Source organism: Deefgea rivuli DSM 18356, from assembly GCF_000620145.1.
In the GTDB taxonomy this organism is placed as follows: Bacteria; Pseudomonadota; Gammaproteobacteria; order Burkholderiales; family Chitinibacteraceae; genus Deefgea; species Deefgea rivuli.
The window spans coordinates 112,999-131,151 of sequence record NZ_KK211084.1; the positions used below are offsets into that span (position 1 = coordinate 112,999).

General features: G+C 50.0%; 17 protein-coding genes. 7 read left to right on the forward strand and 10 right to left on the reverse strand.

The genetic code is table 11. The features are described from left to right. Positions 1-7: 7 nt before the first annotated feature. The 7 genes from Q320_RS0117475 to Q320_RS20470 form a co-directional block, all read right to left on the reverse strand. Positions 8-283, reverse strand: coding sequence for a chorismate mutase (locus Q320_RS0117475; RefSeq protein WP_027470071.1), 276 nt, complete (start codon positions 281-283; stop codon positions 8-10). 3 nt (positions 284-286) lie between these two features. Further along, positions 287-1,543, reverse strand: a complete 1,257-nt coding sequence (locus tag Q320_RS0117480; protein ID WP_027470072.1) for a glutamate-5-semialdehyde dehydrogenase — start codon at positions 1,541-1,543, stop codon at positions 287-289. Between the two features lie 138 nt (positions 1,544-1,681). Then, the gene (locus Q320_RS0117485; RefSeq protein WP_027470073.1) at positions 1,682-2,581 is read right to left on the reverse strand and encodes a trypsin-like serine peptidase; all 900 of its coding nucleotides are present in this window, start codon (positions 2,579-2,581) and stop codon (positions 1,682-1,684) included. A 72-nt stretch (positions 2,582-2,653) separates the two neighbouring features. Then, positions 2,654-3,208 (reverse strand): hypothetical protein, encoded by a 555-nt coding sequence (locus Q320_RS20465; protein WP_051534869.1) that lies wholly within the window; start codon positions 3,206-3,208, stop codon positions 2,654-2,656. Between the two features lie 290 nt (positions 3,209-3,498). After that, the gene (locus Q320_RS0117500; RefSeq protein WP_027470075.1) at positions 3,499-4,794 is read right to left on the reverse strand and encodes an ATP-binding protein; all 1,296 of its coding nucleotides are present in this window, start codon (positions 4,792-4,794) and stop codon (positions 3,499-3,501) included. A gap of 327 nt (positions 4,795-5,121) precedes the next feature. Further along, the gene (gene rstA / locus Q320_RS0117505) at positions 5,122-5,841 is read right to left on the reverse strand and encodes a two-component system response regulator RstA (protein WP_027470076.1); all 720 of its coding nucleotides are present in this window, start codon (positions 5,839-5,841) and stop codon (positions 5,122-5,124) included. A 191-nt stretch (positions 5,842-6,032) separates the two neighbouring features. Then, positions 6,033-6,893 carry a helix-turn-helix domain-containing protein gene (locus Q320_RS20470; protein WP_051534870.1) on the reverse strand — a complete coding sequence of 287 codons (861 nt, stop codon included), beginning with the start codon at positions 6,891-6,893 and terminating at the stop codon, positions 6,033-6,035. 116 nt (positions 6,894-7,009) lie between these two features. Here Q320_RS20470 and Q320_RS0117515 point away from each other — a divergent pair, with 116 nt between their 5' ends. Further along, entirely contained in the window at positions 7,010-7,654 is a 645-nt protein-coding gene (locus Q320_RS0117515) for an HAD-IA family hydrolase (protein ID WP_027470077.1), read from the forward strand. A 5-nt stretch (positions 7,655-7,659) separates the two neighbouring features. Then, the gene (locus Q320_RS0117520) at positions 7,660-7,920 is read left to right on the forward strand and encodes a SemiSWEET transporter (protein ID WP_027470078.1); all 261 of its coding nucleotides are present in this window, start codon (positions 7,660-7,662) and stop codon (positions 7,918-7,920) included. Between the two features lie 214 nt (positions 7,921-8,134). On the opposite strand, the gene Q320_RS0117530 is transcribed toward Q320_RS0117520, so the two are convergent. Then, positions 8,135-8,722, reverse strand: a complete 588-nt coding sequence (locus Q320_RS0117530; RefSeq protein WP_169734473.1) for a PEP-CTERM sorting domain-containing protein — start codon at positions 8,720-8,722, stop codon at positions 8,135-8,137. A 428-nt stretch (positions 8,723-9,150) separates the two neighbouring features. Between Q320_RS0117530 and Q320_RS0117535 the strand changes: the two genes are divergently transcribed. Continuing rightward, positions 9,151-9,792 carry a PEP-CTERM sorting domain-containing protein gene (locus Q320_RS0117535; protein ID WP_027470080.1) on the forward strand — a complete coding sequence of 214 codons (642 nt, stop codon included), beginning with the start codon at positions 9,151-9,153 and terminating at the stop codon, positions 9,790-9,792. Between the two features lie 154 nt (positions 9,793-9,946). Here the strand turns inward: Q320_RS0117535 and pbpC are convergent, their stop codons facing one another. Next, positions 9,947-11,980: a penicillin-binding protein 1C gene (gene pbpC, locus Q320_RS0117540; protein WP_245591041.1), complete on the reverse strand. Its 2,034-nt coding sequence runs from the start codon at positions 11,978-11,980 to the stop codon at positions 9,947-9,949. Positions 11,981-12,280: 300 nt separating this feature from the next. On the opposite strand from pbpC, the gene Q320_RS0117545 reads away from it, so the two are divergent. The 3 genes from Q320_RS0117545 to Q320_RS0117555 are packed head-to-tail and all read left to right on the forward strand — an operon-like array spanning position 12,281 to position 14,987. Next, complete coding sequence (locus tag Q320_RS0117545) at positions 12,281-13,135, forward strand: polysaccharide deacetylase family protein (RefSeq protein ID WP_027470082.1); 855 nt, start codon at positions 12,281-12,283, stop codon at positions 13,133-13,135. 56 nt (positions 13,136-13,191) lie between these two features. Then, positions 13,192-14,079, forward strand: a complete 888-nt coding sequence (locus Q320_RS0117550; protein ID WP_027470083.1) for a carbohydrate ABC transporter permease — start codon at positions 13,192-13,194, stop codon at positions 14,077-14,079. Next, a complete protein-coding gene (locus Q320_RS0117555; RefSeq protein ID WP_051534871.1) occupies positions 14,073-14,987 on the forward strand; it encodes a carbohydrate ABC transporter permease in 915 nt (304 codons plus the stop codon). Before Q320_RS0117550 ends, Q320_RS0117555 begins: the two co-directional genes overlap by 7 nt. A 121-nt stretch (positions 14,988-15,108) precedes the next feature. Here Q320_RS0117555 and Q320_RS0117560 read toward each other — a convergent pair whose 3' ends face one another. After that, on the reverse strand, positions 15,109-16,614 hold the full coding sequence (locus tag Q320_RS0117560) for an aldehyde dehydrogenase (RefSeq protein ID WP_051534872.1): 1,506 nt from the start codon (positions 16,612-16,614) through the stop codon (positions 15,109-15,111). Between the two features lie 419 nt (positions 16,615-17,033). Between Q320_RS0117560 and ald the strand changes: the two genes are divergently transcribed. Then, positions 17,034-18,149, forward strand: a complete 1,116-nt coding sequence (gene ald, locus Q320_RS0117565) for an alanine dehydrogenase (protein ID WP_027470086.1) — start codon at positions 17,034-17,036, stop codon at positions 18,147-18,149. The last annotated feature ends 4 nt before the right edge of the window (positions 18,150-18,153 follow it).

Here is an 18,153-nt window from a genome sequence, read left to right on the forward strand (position 1 = left end):
GATGTGATCAGCATTGCTTATGCTGCGCGACGACTTCATCCAAAATCAAGCGCTGCACTCGCAATGCAAATTCGGCATTCAGGCCCGCATCGGCAATTAATTTTGCCGTTTTTTCAAGCTGCTGCGCTTCGCGAGCCACGTCTTGCGCGGGGAGTTGAAACTTCTTTTTCAACTCTCCCACTTGCGCGGTCACTTTGAAGCGCTCGGCCAATACGCTAAATAGCTGTTGGTCGAGCGCATCGATTTGCTCGCGCAGCGCGAGTAATTCAGTAGGAACAGTCATCGCTTACGCCCGAATCTCGCCATCACCAAACACGATCCATTTTTCGCTGGTCAGCCCTTCCAAACCGACTGGACCACGCGCGTGGATTTTGTCGGTTGAAATGCCGATTTCAGCGCCCAAACCGTATTCAAAACCGTCAGCAAAGCGCGTTGACGCGTTAATCATTACTGAAGCGGAATCGACTTCACGCAGAAATTGACGTGATTTGGTGTAGTTTTCAGTGACAATCGCATCAGTATGGTGACTGCCATAGGTATTGATGTGATCCATTGCTTGATCCAAATCGCTCACGACACGAATCGCGATAATTGGTGCGAGGTATTCTGTGCGCCAATCTTCTTCCGTCGCCGCAATTGCATCTGGCAAAATCGCTTGCGTTGCCGCACAGCCGCGCATTTCTACGCCTTTTTCGCGGTAGATCGCGGCGATTTGTGGCAAGATCGTCGCAGCGATTTGTTTATTCACCAACAGCGTTTCCATCGTATTGCACGGTGCGTATCTATGCGTTTTGGCGTTATCCGCAATGCGAACGGCTTTGACTGGATCGGCTTCATTGTCGATATACACATGGCAAATACCGTCCAGATGCTTAATCACTGGCACACGGGCATCGCGAGAAATACGTTCAATCAAGCCTTTGCCGCCACGTGGAATAATCACGTCGACAAATTCGGACATCGTAATCAATTCGCCGACCGCAGCGCGATCCGCAGTTTCAATAATTTGCACTGCGCTGGCTGGCAAACCCGCAGTTGCCAAACCTTCTTTGACACACAAGGCAATCGCTTGATTGCAATGAAATGCTTCACGACCACCGCGCAGAATTGTTGCATTGCCCGATTTAATACAGAGACCAGCCGCGTCCGCCGTTACGTTCGGGCGGGCTTCGTAAATAATGCCGATCACACCTAACGGAACGCGCATTTTGCCGACTTGAATGCCACTTGGGCGATATTTGAAATCACCCATTTCGCCGACCGGATCTGGCAAGGCGACCATTTCACGCAGGCCTTGCGCCATCGTCGCGATGGTTTTATCAGTCAATTGCAAGCGGTCGAGCAATGCAGGCTCCAGACCATCGGCGCGGGCTTGATCCATATCTTGTTGGTTGGCGGCGAGCAAGAGCGCGGCGTCGCGCTCGATTGCATCGGCGATGGCATTCAGTGCTGCGTTTTTCGCGCCGGTATTGGCTTTGGCCATCAGTCGGCTCGCCGCACGCGCCGCGCGACCGACGTCTTGCATATATTGTTTGATATCCATGATGATCCCCTCTGTGTCGCTTTATTGTAACGGAAAGCCGCCAGCGGCAGGAAGCGGCACGGTCAAAAAACAAAACACCAATAGGTATATTAACGTAGCCATTTACAGATAATGGCTACAAGCAAATACCAAGCATAATTATTTTTTCAGCATCGGTAACTGGAGCACCGTAACGCCCACATTATCGGCTTGTTTACGGTTAAACCAATCGGGCGCTGAACTTTGTACGCCGATGAGTAGCGGGCCTTTGGCTGTGGTGAGCCAAATCGGGGAACCCGAATCGCCCGATAGCGTATCGCATCGGTGATAGAGCGTATTGTTTTCACGGAATTCGCTCAGCTGACAGCCCAAATGCGCAGTCAAAATGGCATCGTGATCTTCAGCAAAACCGCCTTGATTGAGCAGCATCTTGGCCGATTTAAACTCAACATCCAGTTCGGTACGCGTACCTTGAAATAGCGGCATCGGTTGCGGCGCAATGCCTTCGACCAACCGCAGCTTCAACCATGCAATATCGTGCTCGGCGGCTTGCGGCAAGATATACACATCATCGCCTTTGTATTTCAAACCACGCTTAAAGGCAGGGTGAAACACTTGTGTTAACACCTGATATTTGGCCTGATATTCGCCCTGATGAAAGCCAGCTTTAAACCATAAGCCGGTATCGGCTTTTTTGGCTTCCATCATAAAACAATGCGCTGCCGTCACCGCTAAATCCGGCGCGACCAAGGTCGCAGTGCAGGTGTAATTATTTTTGGTGAGCAACTGGCCAATCGCGGCAAAGGGCGCGGGATAAGGCGCAGAAATCACAACTCTATCATCCGTACCAAAAAACAGTTCACGATGCTGCGCGGCGATTTCAGCATTGTCCGGCGCGGCAATACTCGCGGCACTGATCATGACTGGCAAGGGTTTGGGGCTAGATTTCGCTACGGAATGTGGCGGTGCGTGCTTGAATGCCAACGCAATTGCGCCGAACAACACCAAGGCGCTAATCCCCAAGCCCAGCGAAATACCCAGTTTTTCTTCAAACGTCATTTAGATTCTCGCGACAGAATGCAAAAAAGGACGCCGAAGCGCCCCTTTTCGGTACTACTCAACAGCTAAGAATTACTTAGCGGCAGCAGCAGATGCTTTAGAAGCAGCTACAGCAGAAGCAGCAGATGCTTTTTTAGCTTGAGCTTTTTGAGCAGTAGCAGAAGCTTTAGAAGCTACGGCAGATGCTTTTTTAGATTGTGCTTTTTGCGCAGCAGAAGCTTTAGAAGCTACAGCAGATGCTTTTTTAGATTGTGCTTTTTGTGCAGCAGAAGCTTTAGAAGCTACAGCAGATGCTTTTTTAGATTGTGCTTTTTGTGCAGCAGAAGCTTTAGAAGCTACAGCAGATGCTTTTTTAGATTGTGCTTTTTGTGCAGCAGAAGCTACTGAAGCACCAGAAGCTTTTTTAGCTTGAGCTTTTTGAGCAGCAGATGCTACTGAAGCGCCAGAAGCTTTTTTAGCTTGAGCTTTTTGAGCAGCAGATGCTTTAGAAGCAGCAGAAGCTTTCTTCGCGTGTTTTTCAACTTTAACTGGCGTCACTGCAGAAGCAGTTGATGCTGGTGCAGTTGCCGCAACAGCAACAGTAGAAGCCAATACAGCAGCAGCAACGAGTGCGAGGATCTTGTTCATGGTTTTCATCTCTTAAATTAGGTGAGCCGATTAATTTTCGGCTTTAACGGAGTGGATTATGCGACCGCCATCAGTAAGAAACGAGAAGTCCTTGGTTGCGTCTTGTAACTGAAAGTACGTAGTTAAATTACGCAAACAACATTTTTTAACTGCCAATGAAAATGATTTTGCATCTGTAATAACTTGGCACTTAAAGGGAGGCTTAGGCTCTAGATCACTATCGCAGACCCTAGCCTCATTTTGCCGATCCATTCTGCGAATCAGCTCGCTAAAAAGCGGGGATGCTCCAACTAGCTCAAACTACGCAATGGCGTAGGCCAAAGCAGAATAATCCGTGCACCACCTTGTGGCGCGGTATCAATACTCACACTGCCACCATGGCCACGCGCAATCATCGCCACAATCGCCAAGCCCAAACCAAAACCACCGGTGGCTTTATTACGGCTACCTTCGATGCGCGTAAACGGTTGCAGCAAGCGGCTACGCTGCTCTTGCGGAATCCCCTCGCCATTATCATCAATCATCAAGCTGGCCTGACCATCACTCCAGCTCAAGGTCATCACAATATGATCGCCACCATAACGCCGCGCATTGCTCAGCACATTACTGACCGCCCGACCTAAGTAATAGCTATCTATATCCATATACGGATCGTTTGCTTCGATTTGGCAGATCAACTCCGGCGCTTTGCCATCCAAACTAAATTCGACCGCGATTTTATTCAGCCATGGAATCATTGCTTGCGGCTGAATATTCATCTGCATTTGCGGGCTATCGAGGCTAGACATCGTCAGCCATTCTTCGATCAGCTCGTCAATCTGTCCCAAATCGCGCTCAATCGCCGCGACTTGCGCGCCAGCATCCGCGCCAGATTTAATCGCTTCTAAGCGATAACGCATCCGCGCCAACGGCGTGCGTAAATCATGCGATACCGCATCGATCATCGCGCGGCGCGATGCAGTGAGTTCTTCCACATCGTGCGCCATACCATTAAACGTGACGCCCAAAGAAGCAAGCGCCGAGCTTTCGTCGAGTGCCACGCGCGCTGCAAAATCGCCCTGCCCTACGCGGCGGCTTTGCTGAATGATTTGCAGCAAATCTCGCCAAAAAGGCCGCAGCCACAACCACGTTGGCAAACCCAGCGCAGCGCCCATCAAAAACAGCGCCAAGAAATCCAGCCAAGAAATATTATCTAAATCAGTCAGAAACGGAATTGGCCCAAGCACAACGATTTGATCGGTTTTATGGATCCGGTGAATATATAAGCCTTTATCCAGCAATAGAATAATGTCGCCTTTTTCAAGCGACTTTTGATTCTCAGGCGTTAAGGAATATTCACCGAGCGTTTCAATTTGCACCGGCACCGGCAGCTTGCCGCGCAAACGCGAGGCTTCGTCATGCCATAAAGACGGCGGCAAATCGCCAAGCTCTTCCTCGATAATCGAGACGGTGGATTTAAAAATATCGGTGAGATAACGCTGGTTGGTGCGCTCGATCAGCTGTTTATAAATCCCGCCGATCAGCAAGGACGTCGCCAAAAAACACACCACTACCGTTAAATAAAATCGCAGAAAGACTTGGCGCATGGAGAATCCGTAACAAATGGCCTACGGCCAAGAAAAGCAGAGGATCACGAAAAGCACGAAGCAAAAGACACGAAATGACAAACCAACTAAAGGTATGTGGATCAGATTAACTTCGTGCTACAAAGTATCGTCATTCCCGCGTGTCTGTGGCGGGAATCCAGCTGCGCAGCTGGATCCCCGATAAGAGCGCTCGGGGATGACGACTTTATTGAGAGCGATGTTTCTGGAAGTTATTTCGAGCCGTCCCCTTAGGGTCTGTTGATGTTTGGTTTACTTTCGTGTTTTTTGCTGTTCGTTCGTGCATTTCGTGATCCAATGGGTATATGGCTACTCGTCTTGCCAGATATCGCTCGCAAACAAATACCCCTTATTACGGATGGTTTTGATTTTGCGGGGATCAATCGGATCGTCGTCGAGTTTTTTACGTAGGCGGGAAATCGCCACATCCATACTACGATCAAGGCCATCGTATTCGATGCCGCGCAGTTTTTTCAGCAAGTGATCGCGGCTGAGGATTTCACCGGCGTGGCTGGCCAATTCCCACAGCAAATCAAAGTCGCTACTCGACAAACCCATTTGCTCACCGCGATACACAGCACTGCGGTTTCTGGCGTCAATTTGCAACTTGCCAAAATTGAGCCGCGATTGATCTTGTACGGGTACGGCGGCGAGCAAGCTACCGCTACCCGCGTGGCGCAAATGTGAGCGTATCCGCGCCAACAGCACCGATGGCGGCGTGGTTTTCACCACGTAATCCGTTGCACCGATTTCAAAACCCAAAATCTGATTCATATCGCTATTGAGCGAGGTCAACAGAATAATCGGCCCGGTATAAAACTCGCGCAGCTCGCGGCAAATCGTTAGGCCGTCTTTACCCGGCAACATAATATCCAGCAGCACCAGCTCAGGCGGATTGGCTTTGACGCTGTCATTCACACCCAAACCATCACCCATCACTTCCACCGTAAACTCAAACGAGCGCAAAAAGCCGCCAATCAGCTCGGCCAATTCGGCGTCATCTTCAACAAATAAAACACGGGTGCTCATGGCGTAATCCTTCTTATTAGGGTTTAGACGGCGGGCAGCGCCAGACTACAGAATTTGCGAAATGAATCGTTCTCGCCGATTTTGCAGCTTCCAAGACGGCAAAAGCAAGACTTCATCAGGCATCTGCGATAAATTGCCCTGATTTATGCTGTCACAAGCCAATTCAATGGCAGAACAGCGCGGTTTTCAACTTATTGCGGCAGTAGCGTTTGATTGCTTAGATTTTTACGATAACTGGCTGGCGAGGTATTTTTTAGCTCAGTAAATTTTCGATAAAACTGGCTCAAGCTCGGAAAACCACTCGCTTGCGCCAACGCCGGAATCGGCAACGTCGTCGCATGCAATAAATTGCAGGCGTGACCAATGCGCAATTGTGCCAACAGCGCGCTAAAGTTGGTTTGCATTTGCACCGCGAGCAGGCGTTTCACCGTCGCACTGCTGGCTTTGGCAACGCGCGCCAAATCATCCAGCGTGATCGCTTCGGTGTAATGCTGTTGCAGGTAATGCAAGGCCGAGGCCAAGCGCGTGTCTTGAATTTGCGCTACCGCTTGGCCTTGCAACAGGCGCAAATCGGGATCGTGTTGCAGTTGGCACAAAATATCCAGCAAACACATCAGCCGCGCCAAACCCCGCGCATGGTGTAACTCAGTAAATTTCGGCTGTAGCGTTTGTGCCATGGCCGCACCAAACACGACGCCTTGGCGAATTTGCGCCAGCCAACGGCTCAGTGGCAGTAATTCGGGCGCGCCTTGCGCCGCCAGTGTTTGCAGCCACTCCAAAGTAAAAAAAGCCACTTGCACCGTTTGCAAACTGCCATCGATATTCGTCGCCGCTTGCCACGTATGCGGCTGATTGGGCGCGACCAAGACCAAATCCAGCGCGCCAAATTCCGCCGCATCGCCGCCAACATAGCGCATGCCGCGGGCGTTTTGCGTGAATGTCAGCTCGAATTCGGGATGGTAATGCCATTGAAACGGACATAAATGATCGGCGGAATAGAAATACTGCCAGCTTTGCCCCGGCGTAGGGGCAATCCATTCTTTGACCAGCATAAGCGCAAGTCCTCACAAGTTAATGAGCTAATTGTAGAAGAAATACATCCAAAACAGGAACATAAGCAGATTGATGCCATGCAAAATGAATGCATCATTCATCAAGGAACTCATTCATGCCACGCTTTAGCTGCAGCGCTTTTTTATTTGATATGGACGGCACGCTGGTCGATTCCAGTGTCAAAGTTGAAGACATCTGGGGCATTTGGTGCGAACGCCACGGCGTTGATTTAGCGAGCGTGATGGCGATTCAGCAAGGCGTACGCTCGGAAGATACCATTCGCAAAATCGCACCGCATCTGGATATCCCCGCCGAATGCGCGTGGATTGATGATATGGAAGTCACCGATTGCGAAGGCATTATCGAAGTCGCTGGTGCACGTACTTTGCTGGCAAAAATCCCGCAGGTACTCTGGACGATTGCCACATCGGCCTGCCTTGCTCCTGCATTAGCTCGCTTGCAACACTGCCAAATCCCCGTACCCGACACGATGGTGTGCGCCGAACAAGTCAGCGCAGGTAAGCCCGATCCACAAATTTATCGCCTTGCCGCACAGCGCCTCGGCCAAAATCCGGCCGACTGCTTGGCATTTGAAGATGCGCCCGCCGGTATTGCCAGCGCCTTGGCCGCCGGCTGCCGCGTGATTCAAATTGGCGGCGAGCACAAATTGCATCCAGATGTGCTGTGCGTGCTGGCGGATTTTCAGTCTGTTGATGTGCAATCTAACGCGGAAGGTTTAGTGCTTGAAATACGGGAGTAACGGCGATGAGTTTAATCAATACGATTGGCTTAATTGCCGCAGCGTGTACGACTGCGGCCTTCATTCCACAAGTTTGGCAAGTTTGGTCTAGCCGCTCGGCCAAGGATATTTCCTTAGGCATGTACTTGATCTTTATACTGGGTGTATTGCTGTGGCTTTTGTATGGAATCATGCTCGGCGATATACCCCTTATCGCAGCCAATGCAGTCACCTTGATTTTAGCGGGAGCGGTATTAGGAATGAAGCTGTGGTTTGAACGAAAATAGAGTGTGGGCTTCAGCGAGTTGGCGGGTGCTGGTGCATAAATAGCGTGGCACTTTTGTTACGTAGTTCCACTACAGCAGCCCAAACAGTCATTCTGTAGTAGCTAAAAAATAAGCGCCATTGGCTATCAATGGCGCTTATTCATTCTTCACCAAGCGCAATGCGCGCTGCGATTTTCAGCGGCGCATCAAGCGCAACTGATCAGCACTTCAATGCTTAGCGTTTTTTACGACGTGCTGCGAGTAAGCCGAGCAAACCCATGCCCATCAAGGCATAAGTTTCTGGCTCAGGCACTGGCGCAACGCCTTGCAAGGCCACCGCATCGATTTCTTCCCAAGCACCTAAGTTGTGATTGGTATTCACATAAATTTTCAGGCCTTTAGTCAAAAATGAGGTTTGTGACCACGTCGGCATGAAATCGACTGGCGCGCCAGCTTGGCTGGTGTCCGTACCGCTCCAAACGGCAAAAGCCTGATTATTGCTATCGATGGCATCGATGCGAGTCACAAAGCCATTGCCATAGGTTTCGCGAATCAAAGCGCCAACAGAATAAACTGCTTCGGCAAAGCTCAAAGAGATAAACTCTTGGCTGCCATTCATTGGCGCTGGAGCCCAAGCAGAGCCAATATCGCCATAGCTAAACGTATCAGGAGCACCAAGCACTTGCTGCGCGCTCCAGCTACCTGTGCTCCATTGACTACTAAAATCAGTCACGCCATTGGCCCATTGTGAGCTAATTGCTGCATTGCTATAACTTGATGCTAGCAACAACGCCGCCAAACTCGCCACTCTCAGTGCATTCATTTTCATCTCTGTTCTCTGTCTGTTAAGTTATTTTTATCGCAATTTAATTGCACGATTCTTTTACTATCGTTCAGCTTTTGAAGCAATTACCTCGCTCACAAGCGTAGATTTTCACAACAAGAAAAACACCGTAAACGTCCTGATTAAAATCGATAAGCCTTAATAAATTAATGCCGCCCTATGTAACCGACTTCAAATTCAGAAAGCATCACTAATCAGCAAGAACAACACTGACAATCTTCTTTGCAAGAACGAAACGCTTTAAATAAACAGCAACAAGAGTGAAGTGCATCACAAACCTTATGAAATCTCAAAAAAATCACGTTTCATTCTTACAACAAGCCTTCACCAAAGAGTGGGGATTTTAAATATGCCATTAAAATAAAGCCTCAAATAACAGCAATATTTTTAAAGACAAGGACGAAACCATGAAACTATTAGCTTTAAGTTTACTCACCGTTGCAAGCTTTGCCCAAGCAAGCATTTCTAGCTATGACATGAGCAATGTGCATACCAGTGGTTATGGCGGTTGGAATCACACCTACAACGGCTTGATTACTGCGCAAAATAACGGTTTATTCAATTATTCTGGCGGTAGCGGCACATTGAATGACGGCTTAATTGGTAGCAACAATAATGCCTCTCATCTCATTAGCAATTCAGATAACAGCACAATTACCTTGCACCTTGATCAATTTTATAAATTGACTGAGTTAAACATCTTCGGTGGCCAATCTTCAGGGAATGGTATTCCAGGTAATCTATCCGCTTTGGATGTGACTATTAACGGTACAACCCAACGCTTTAACAGCACTGCATGGGGTGATTTCACGAATAGTTACGGCACCAAAACGAATGAAAAAATCAGCTTCATTGGCAGCTTGTTTGCAAATGTCGCAACAAATCAAATCACACTGAGTAATTTTGCGAGCGATGCTAGTTACACGACTTATTCTTCATTCAGTGAAGTTCAATTGGTAACGGCACCTGTGCCAGAACCAGAGACTTATGCTTTGATGGGAATGGGCTTGATGGGTTTGCTTGCTGCTCGTCGCCGCAAAACAAAATAATCAACTCTTGCCGTAAAAATTCAAAAGACCGCAATCGCGGTCTTTTTTCTTGTTCAACGGCCAGTCTTGATCCTACACAACTCAGAAAAACCTTGAGATTAGGTATATCGCTGTAAAAATTTATTTATAAAGCATCCAAGCCAATATCCAGACACTATTTCAAACCCGCCCCACGCACTTCAAACTTCACGCCAGCCAACACCTTCCCTGCCGCATCGCGCATTTCTAGTCGGTAACGTCCCGGCCACGGGAACCAAGAAATTTTTTCCCCTTGGCCGATGCGTTTTTTGTTCAGCCACCAGATCGCTTGCTTGGTACCTGCGGCGTGGAACACGATGCGCTGATTATTCGGCGGAATGTCAGGATCGAGCGCATAAATTGCGCCGTCGATAGGCGCGGTAATGCCGATGGGCTGCTGTGCGGTATTCGCCGCGTAAATCATTTCACGACCTGTTCCCGCTAAAAACAATTCGCGGCGTGGCGCTTCGATGCGATTTTCATATTGAATACTGAGCGCTTCAACGCCCGCCATCAGCGGCGGCGCTTTGGATGGAATCCGTTCATGCAGGCGATTCATTACCGCCTGCCACACTGGCGCTGCGCCGTGCATGCCGGACACATCCCACATCGGCGCGCCGCTGGCATTGCCCACCCAGACGCCGACGGTGTATTTACGGCTAAAACCGATGCTCCAGTTATCGCGCATGTCTTTACTAGTACCCGTTTTCACCGCAGTCCAAAAGCGCGTTGCCAATACATTCTCTAGCCCAAACGTTGTTGCGCGCGCATTTCGGTCGGACAAAATATCGCCAACGATAAAGCTACTCGCCTTATCCAGTACCCTTTGGGTATTGACCGCTGAACTATTACTAATCATACGTGGTAGGCTATACACCCCAGTATTCGCCAAAGCACGGTAAGCATTGCTTAAATCCAGCAAGCGCACATCAGCACCGCCGAGCGCCAAACTAAAGCCATAAAAATCGCCGTCTTGCTTTAAGGTGCTCAGCCCCAGTGCAAACAATTGATCGCGAAACGCGCGCGGCGTCACCATTTGTATCGTTCGCACCGCTGGAATATTCAGCGACGAAGCCAAAGCGGTGCGCACCGACACGGGGCCTTTATAGCTTTTATCGTAATTTTGCGGATTGTAGAGCCCAGTCGCCGTATTGAGATTGAGCGGGCTATCGTCGAGCAAAGATGCGGCGGTGAGCCAACGCCCGGCAATCGCTTGCTGATACAAAAATGGTTTCAACGTCGAGCCAGCTTGCCGCTCGGCCAACACAAAATCTACATCCGTCGCGCGTGACCAATCTCCGCTCGACCCCACCCACGCCAGCACGTCGCCGCTCGCATTATCCAGCACCAGCACCGCGCCATCTTCGACATTTCGATTGCTCAATTCGCCCACGGTGCGGCGTAAAACTTGCGTGGCAAAGCGCTGAATATCAGCATCGATCGTGGTTTTAATTTGCGTGCCCGCCGCTTGCGGCTGCGCGGCGAGCACATAGCGCGCAAAATGCGGTGCAAGCTGCTCGTTGCTTGAGAAACGCGGCGAAGTTTGCGCCAGCGCGACGGCGGTTTCACCCGCCAACCCTCGGCAATCGCCGGCCTTCATCGCCGTCACAATCCCGCAAGCGCGCTCCGCGACTTTGGCGACTGGCGCATTCGGTGCACGCAGCAAAGCCACCGCAATCGCCGCTTCGCGCGCATCCAAACCGCTCGCCGCTTTACCAAATAAAGTGGCAGACAGCGCAGAAATACCAACCAATTCACCCCGAAAACTAACTAAATTCAGATAGCTTTCTAAAATTTCGGGCTTAGTCCAGCTGCGCTCCAACCACGTGGCTGAGACGGTTTGCCCCGCTTTTTGCCACACACTACGTCCTCCCCCGCCACGCCGCAGGTCTTCATCGAGCAGACCGACCAATTGCATCGTCAATGTCGACGCGCCGCGCGTTTTGCTGTTGACCGCATTGCCCCAACCCGCCGCCGCCACCGCCGCCCAATCAACGCCACTATGCTGGTAAAAGCGCTTATCTTCTGAGATCACTAAAGCTTGCCGAAATGCTGGCGACACTTGATTGAGAGCAACCCAATCGAGTTTTCTTACCGTTTTATCCACGCGTATCCGTTGCAGCGGCGCGCCGTGCCGATCGAGCAGCAGCACATCGGATGAGCGCCACACAGCTTTCACTTCTTTGAATGTGGGCAGCGCGAAAGCGGGCGCTGAACAGATCAGCGAAAGTAATACCAGAATTAATCTCAATGGAATAAGCTCAGTAACACCGTAATCACATCGAAAATAGCAAGAAATGCAAAGTATTCAATATGAATAAAGTCATAGAATCAACTCGGGGCTTTGCTAAAAAACCACCAATCCCGCTTTTATGAAAAATTAGGGATGACATCAGCAATTTAAGGATGAGCCATTATATTTTTGTTCCGGATGCCTTGAAATCGATTTTACTCGGATGATCCTTATTAAATGAAAAAACGATTAATTTATATTGCTACGGCACTACTATTGCTTTTTTTGGCGTGGAACGCGTGGGAATGGCGGCCAATGAGTCCGCCTGCGGCAAGCACGATTGCAGCCAATCAAGCTAAAACCGAACAAAAAATACGCACGGCTTTCTTACCCAATTGGGATCAAGTGCCATTAGAAGAAATGGAACGGCAAGCGAATAAATATCCAAAGCAAGTGGTATTAGAAGGTGCAAGCCATAGGCGCTGGATTGCACTCACTTTTGATGATGGGCCAAGTAACTACACGCGCCGTTTGCTGGCGATTTTAAAACAACAACAAGTGCCGGCGACGTTTTATATGACCGCCAAATCAATGGAAGGCCGCGAAGATCTGGTCAAAGAAGTTTGGCAGGCAGGCCATGAATTGGGCAATCATTCAGTAAACCATCCGCATTTATCCGAATTAGCCGAACGCTATTGGGATGAAGAAATCGGCCCGACGCAGGAGAAATTTCGCAGTATTGTCGGCTTTGCGCCCAACACGATGCGGCCACCCTACGGTGAAATCACTGATGCGCAAATTGAAGATTTAGCCAAGCGCGGCATTAAAGTGGTTTTATGGTCAATTGATACACAAGATTGGAATAAAAATCGCATGTTATTTGGTGCGCATAAAATTGAGAGATCAATCCAAGATGCTATCCATGAGGAAGCCATTGTACTCATGCATGATGCGGGAGGCCGCCGAGAAAACACCTTAGCGGCGGTCGAACAGTTGATTCCTTGGCTTAAAGCCGGTGGCTATGAATTCGTCACCGTGAGCCAGATGCTGGGATTGCCTGCGCAGCCCACGCCGAGCCCGCTGCAAAAATAATTGTGAATGATATTGTCGCCGCTTTTAATAAAAGGCGACAAAACTTAGAGGTCGTCATGGCAAAACCCGGTGTTAAATCTTATACCGCCTATTTATTTATCCTACCTTTTGCTTTGCCGTTTCTGCTCTTTGGCTTGTGGCCCTTACTCTACAATCTCTATCTGTCGTTTATGGATTATTTTATTGTTAGCGGCGTGACGGCGTGGAATAGTTTTGCCAATTATGTTGAGCTCACTCAAAACCCGTATTTCGCGCTCGGCTTCAAAAACTCACTGTTATTCTTAATTACCGTGCCAATTCTACAAATTGGCGCGCTCGGCATGGCGATGCTATTGTTTCGCCGCCTGCCAGGAATTACTTTTTTTCGCGCGGGATTCTATTACCCCGTGATTATTGCGATTCCGATTGCGGGAATTGCTTGGGATTATTTTTTTGCTTCTCAAGGCATTTTAAATGGTTTATTAAGCGCCGCCGATTTACTACCTGACGGGCAAAATATCGCTTGGGTCACTGATGATCATATTGCTTTGTATTCAGTCATGCTTTTTTTTATCTGGAAAAACGTCGGCTATTACATGGTGCTGTATTTAATTGGCTTGCAGCGTGTGCCGCAAGATTTATTGGATGCCGCCAAACTCGATGGTACTAATCCGTGGCAAGCATTCTGGCACGTCACCTTGCCTGCACTGCGCTCCGTGATTTTATTGTGCACGCTGCTATCGACGATCGGTGCGCTCAAAGTGCTGGTTGAGGTGATGGTGCTCACTGGTGGCGCTCATGACACGGTAACAATGCTGTTATTTGTCTATGCGGTGGCGTTTACTTTCAGCGATTTTGGCCTCGCCGCAGCGGCGAGCAGCATCATCTTAGCGCTGTGCTTAATGATTGCTGCCATTTTATTTAAATTTTTGGGCGAAGACGGCGCTTGGGGTAAAGGATGCTAATTCAATCGACAACACGCGCACACCGCCCGTATTCAATCACACTGCTGAGCTTAATCACGCTCATGCTGCGCTACACGCTACTCACGCTGGGCGTATTGGTAATGATGTTGCCGTTTTTATGGGCACTGTCAGTGGGTGTATCGAAAGATCCCAGTGCCGTGGTTCACCTAGCCGATGCGGCGTTTAATGTGGCCGATGGCGATTTAAGTCCGCTCTGGTCGGCGCTGTGGCCGCAAGAATTCACCACATCTTGGTTTGAACGCGCCTTTAATGATTTTCCGCTGCTGAACTATCTGAACAATTCCGCGATTTTAAGTAGCGTCACCGTGACGTTGACGCTGGCTTTGAGTATTCCAGCTGCGTTTGCTTTCGCGCAAATGGAATTTTATGGTCGCAACGTGATGTTTATTATTTTGCTCGCGACAATCATGATTCCCAGTGAAGTCAGCATCGTGCCCAATTATTTAACTTTAGGCGGCATGAAACTGCTCAATACCTATGCCGCAGCGGTGCTACCCAATATCGCCAGCGCGCTGGGTGTATTTTTACTGAAGCAATATTTTGAACAATTACCCAAAGAAATTTTTGACGCAGCGCGAGTTGATGGCGCAAAAGAATGGCAATTGCTCTGGCACATCGCGATTCCACAATCGTATCCAGCGATTACGGCATTGGCGATTATGACGATGGTACTGGCGTGGAATGATTATCTGTGGCCAGCGCTGGTGCTCAAAGAAGCGGCCAAACAGCCCGTCACCGTCAGCGTATTTAATATGCTGACCGGCCCACTATCGAGCATCAGCAATCTAGTCTTGGCGACAACCGTGCTGGCGATTGTGCCAGTCTTGCTCTGCCTATCGCTGGGGCAGCGTTTCTTTTTGGGTGGCATGCAGACGGATCCGTCTTAGAATTTCATAAATTTTCACTATGCGGTAGGGTGGGCTTTAGCCCACCAGCAACGCGCCATTTCGATCATTCGCAACGCCGACTGGCGTACCCTACTCGCGCAACGGTGGGCTAAAGCCCACCCTACGAAAGCTTAATCAACGTCGATTTCAACTCGGTGTATTTTTCCAGCGCGTGCAGCGATTTATCGCGGCCATTGCCCGATTGCTTGTAGCCGCCAAACGGCAAATTCATATCGCCGCCTTCGTCATAACAATTAATCCAGACCGTTCCGGCACGCAGTTTCTTTGCCATCGTATGCGCCGTTGTTAGATTTGAAGTCCAAACTGCGGCGGCCAAACCGTATTCGCTGTTGTTAGCAATTTGGATCGCTTCATCAAACGTATCGAACACAATCACACTGCACACGGGGCCAAAAATTTCTTCGCGGGCAATCGTCGTATTGGCTGCTGTGTTAAAAATCGCTGGCGTGATAAATAAGCCCGTTTCGCCCATCACCACATCACCACCACCCAGATGCTCTGCCTCGACCTTGCCCGCCGCGATATAGGCCAGCACTTTGTCGTACTGGATTTGATCGACGATCGCGCCCATTCGCGTGGCCGGATCAAGCGGATCACCCGGCGTGTAAGCCATAGCGGCGGCTTGCAGTGCCGCAATAAACTGCGGATAGATTTCACGTTGCACCAACACGCGCGAACCCGCCGAGCACATTTCGCCTTGATTATAAAAAACCCCGCCCGCCGCAGCGCTCGCCGCCCCAGCAATATCGGGACAATCGGCAAGGATGATATTCGGCGATTTTCCGCCTAACTCCAGCCAAACGCGTTTTAAATTCGATTGCGCTGCCGCTTGCATGATGCACTTGCCCACCGCCGTTGAACCAGTAAAAGCGATGCAATCGACATCTGGATGCTCAGCCAGCATTCGCCCGGTCGCGCCAGCGCCGGGCAGTACTTGCAATACACCATCAGGTAAGCCAGCCGCTTGGGCTAAAGCTGCAATGCGTATCGCCGTGAGTGGCGATTTTTCGGATGGTTTCAAAATCACTGAATTGCCTGCCGCCAAAGCGGGCGCGATTTTCCAGCTGGCCATCAAAAGTGGGAAATTCCAGGGTACTACCGCAGCAACCACACCCAGCGGTTCTCGCGTGACCATACCCACTAGATTGCTAGCCAGCGGCGCAACTTCACCGCCAACTTTATCAATCACCTCGGCGTACCACTGAATGCAATATGCGCTGCCTGCAATGTCTACCGCCAAAGAATCAGAAATCGGCTTGCCGGTATCCAGTGTTTCTAGCAAGGCCAGCTCTTCGCTGTGCTCACGAATCAATGCAGCAAAGCGCAACATGATGGTTTTTCGTACCACGGGGGCTAAATCCGCCCAACGCCCATCGTCAAACGCTGCGCGCGCCGCCATCACTGCCCGATTCACATCCAGCTCGCCACAATCGGCAACCTCAGCCAAGGCTTGCCGCGTGGCAGGATTAATTGTTGCAAACGTCTGCCCGCTGGCCGAACTGCAATACTCGCCACCAATAAACGCGCGCCCTTCAACAGACAGCGCTAGCGCGCGGGCGTGCCAGTTGATTGCTTCTGCGGTTTTTTTTGCGATTAGTTCTGACATTGTACAAGCTCGCTGATGAGTTAAAGGATTGAAAGCATTTGTGAATCGAGGTCAAAAACTGAGTCCACGAAAGACACGAAAAGCACAAACAGAGGCAACACAGCAGTGACTTTAGCGCTCTTTTTCGTGTTATTTCGTGGACAAATGGGTTTGTTTTCGATTTTAGCTGTAGCGTGTACAAATCACGATTTGCGCACACGGATGCTCTTTGATCAACATCGCAGCTGATTCGCTGCGTCTTTCAGCGCGCAAATTACTGCAGAATTTTTACACCCGGCAGATCAATCACACAGCTCAATCTCAGCATAGATCGCGAATGCATCAGGGCAAACCCACCTTGGAAAAGCCCTCTTGCCTATCTACACTCCAAGAACACCCCTCAAAATCAGCTGTAAAAAACCCCACAAAGGTGAATCACCATGTTGATCGGCGTTCCTAAAGAAATCAAAAATCATGAGTACCGCGTAGGCCTCACGCCAAGCTGCGTCAAAGAGCTGGTCAAACACGGCCACAGCGTACTGATCCAAAAATACGCGGGCGATGAGATCGGCTTTAGCGCCCATCATTACATCGCGGCAGGCGCGCAGATTGTTGAAACTGCAGAGGAAATCTTTGCTCGCGCCGACATGATCGTCAAAGTCAAAGAGCCGCAAGCCAGTGAAATTGCGCTACTGCGCTCAGGGCAAATTCTGTTTACCTATCTGCATCTCGCGCCCGATCCTGCCCAAGCGCAAGGCCTGATCGCCTCAGACTGCATCGCAATTGCGTATGAAACCGTCACCGATGTGCGCGGTGGCTTGCCACTGTTGGCACCGATGTCTGAAGTCGCAGGTCGAATGTCGATCCAAGCTGGCGCGCATTGTTTGGAAAAAACCCAAGGCGGCTCGGGAATTTTGCTCAGTGGTGTGCCAGGCGTAGCGCCTGCAAATGTGGTCGTACTGGGTGGCGGCGTTGTTGGTGTGAATGCCGCAAGAATGGCGATGGGCTTGGGTGCGAATGTATCGATTTTTGATGTATCGCTCAATCGCCTGAAAGAAATCGACGCGCAATTTGGCCCGCAACTGACCACGCTGTATTCCACCACCGATGCGATTGAAGTCGCGCTCGCTAGCGCAGATCTCATTATTGGCGCGGTACTAATTCCGGGTGCCGCTGCGCCTAAGCTAGTTTCACGGCAGATGCTCAAATTAATGAAACCCGGCTCAGTCTTGGTGGATGTCGCCATCGATCAAGGCGGCTGCTTTGAAACTTCGCACGCCACTACACACGAAGCACCCACCTATGTCGTCGAAAACGTGATTCATTATTGCGTCGCCAATATGCCCGGCGGCGTTGCTCGCACCGCAACCTTGGCGCTCACCAACGCGACCTTGCCTTTTGTGCTGGCTTTGGCCAATAAAGGTTGGCAACAAGCTTTGCATGACGATGTTCATTTACGCAATGGCCTGAATGTCTGCCAAGGAAAAGTCACCCACGCTGCCGTCGCTAAAGATTTAGAGCTGGATTATTTCACTGCGCTTGAGGTATTAAATTAAAAAA

What these genes read in the sequence shown, in the direction of transcription:
- Q320_RS0117535 (WP_027470080.1), top strand. Translation starts at nt 9,151, where the DNA reads ATGAAACTATTAGCTTTAAGTTTACTCACCGTTGCAAGCTTTGCCCAA.
- Q320_RS0117545 (WP_027470082.1), top strand. Translation starts at nt 12,281, where the DNA reads ATGAAAAAACGATTAATTTATATTGCTACGGCACTACTATTGCTTTTT.
- Q320_RS0117555 (WP_051534871.1), top strand. Translation starts at nt 14,073, where the DNA reads ATGCTAATTCAATCGACAACACGCGCACACCGCCCGTATTCAATCACA.
- ald (WP_027470086.1), top strand. Translation starts at nt 17,034, where the DNA reads ATGTTGATCGGCGTTCCTAAAGAAATCAAAAATCATGAGTACCGCGTA.
- Q320_RS0117520 (WP_027470078.1), top strand. Translation starts at nt 7,660, where the DNA reads ATGAGTTTAATCAATACGATTGGCTTAATTGCCGCAGCGTGTACGACT.
- Q320_RS0117480 (WP_027470072.1), bottom strand. Translation starts at nt 1,543, where the DNA reads ATGGATATCAAACAATATATGCAAGACGTCGGTCGCGCGGCGCGTGCG.
- Q320_RS0117500 (WP_027470075.1), bottom strand. Translation starts at nt 4,794, where the DNA reads ATGCGCCAAGTCTTTCTGCGATTTTATTTAACGGTAGTGGTGTGTTTT.
- Q320_RS0117530 (WP_169734473.1), bottom strand. Translation starts at nt 8,722, where the DNA reads ATGAATGCACTGAGAGTGGCGAGTTTGGCGGCGTTGTTGCTAGCATCA.
- rstA (WP_027470076.1), bottom strand. Translation starts at nt 5,841, where the DNA reads ATGAGCACCCGTGTTTTATTTGTTGAAGATGACGCCGAATTGGCCGAG.
- Q320_RS20465 (WP_051534869.1), bottom strand. Translation starts at nt 3,208, where the DNA reads ATGAACAAGATCCTCGCACTCGTTGCTGCTGCTGTATTGGCTTCTACT.
- Q320_RS0117550 (WP_027470083.1), top strand. Translation starts at nt 13,192, where the DNA reads ATGGCAAAACCCGGTGTTAAATCTTATACCGCCTATTTATTTATCCTA.
- Q320_RS0117560 (WP_051534872.1), bottom strand. Translation starts at nt 16,614, where the DNA reads ATGTCAGAACTAATCGCAAAAAAAACCGCAGAAGCAATCAACTGGCAC.
- Q320_RS20470 (WP_051534870.1), bottom strand. Translation starts at nt 6,893, where the DNA reads ATGCTGGTCAAAGAATGGATTGCCCCTACGCCGGGGCAAAGCTGGCAG.
- Q320_RS0117485 (WP_027470073.1), bottom strand. Translation starts at nt 2,581, where the DNA reads ATGACGTTTGAAGAAAAACTGGGTATTTCGCTGGGCTTGGGGATTAGC.
- Q320_RS0117515 (WP_027470077.1), top strand. Translation starts at nt 7,010, where the DNA reads ATGCCACGCTTTAGCTGCAGCGCTTTTTTATTTGATATGGACGGCACG.
- Q320_RS0117475 (WP_027470071.1), bottom strand. Translation starts at nt 283, where the DNA reads ATGACTGTTCCTACTGAATTACTCGCGCTGCGCGAGCAAATCGATGCG.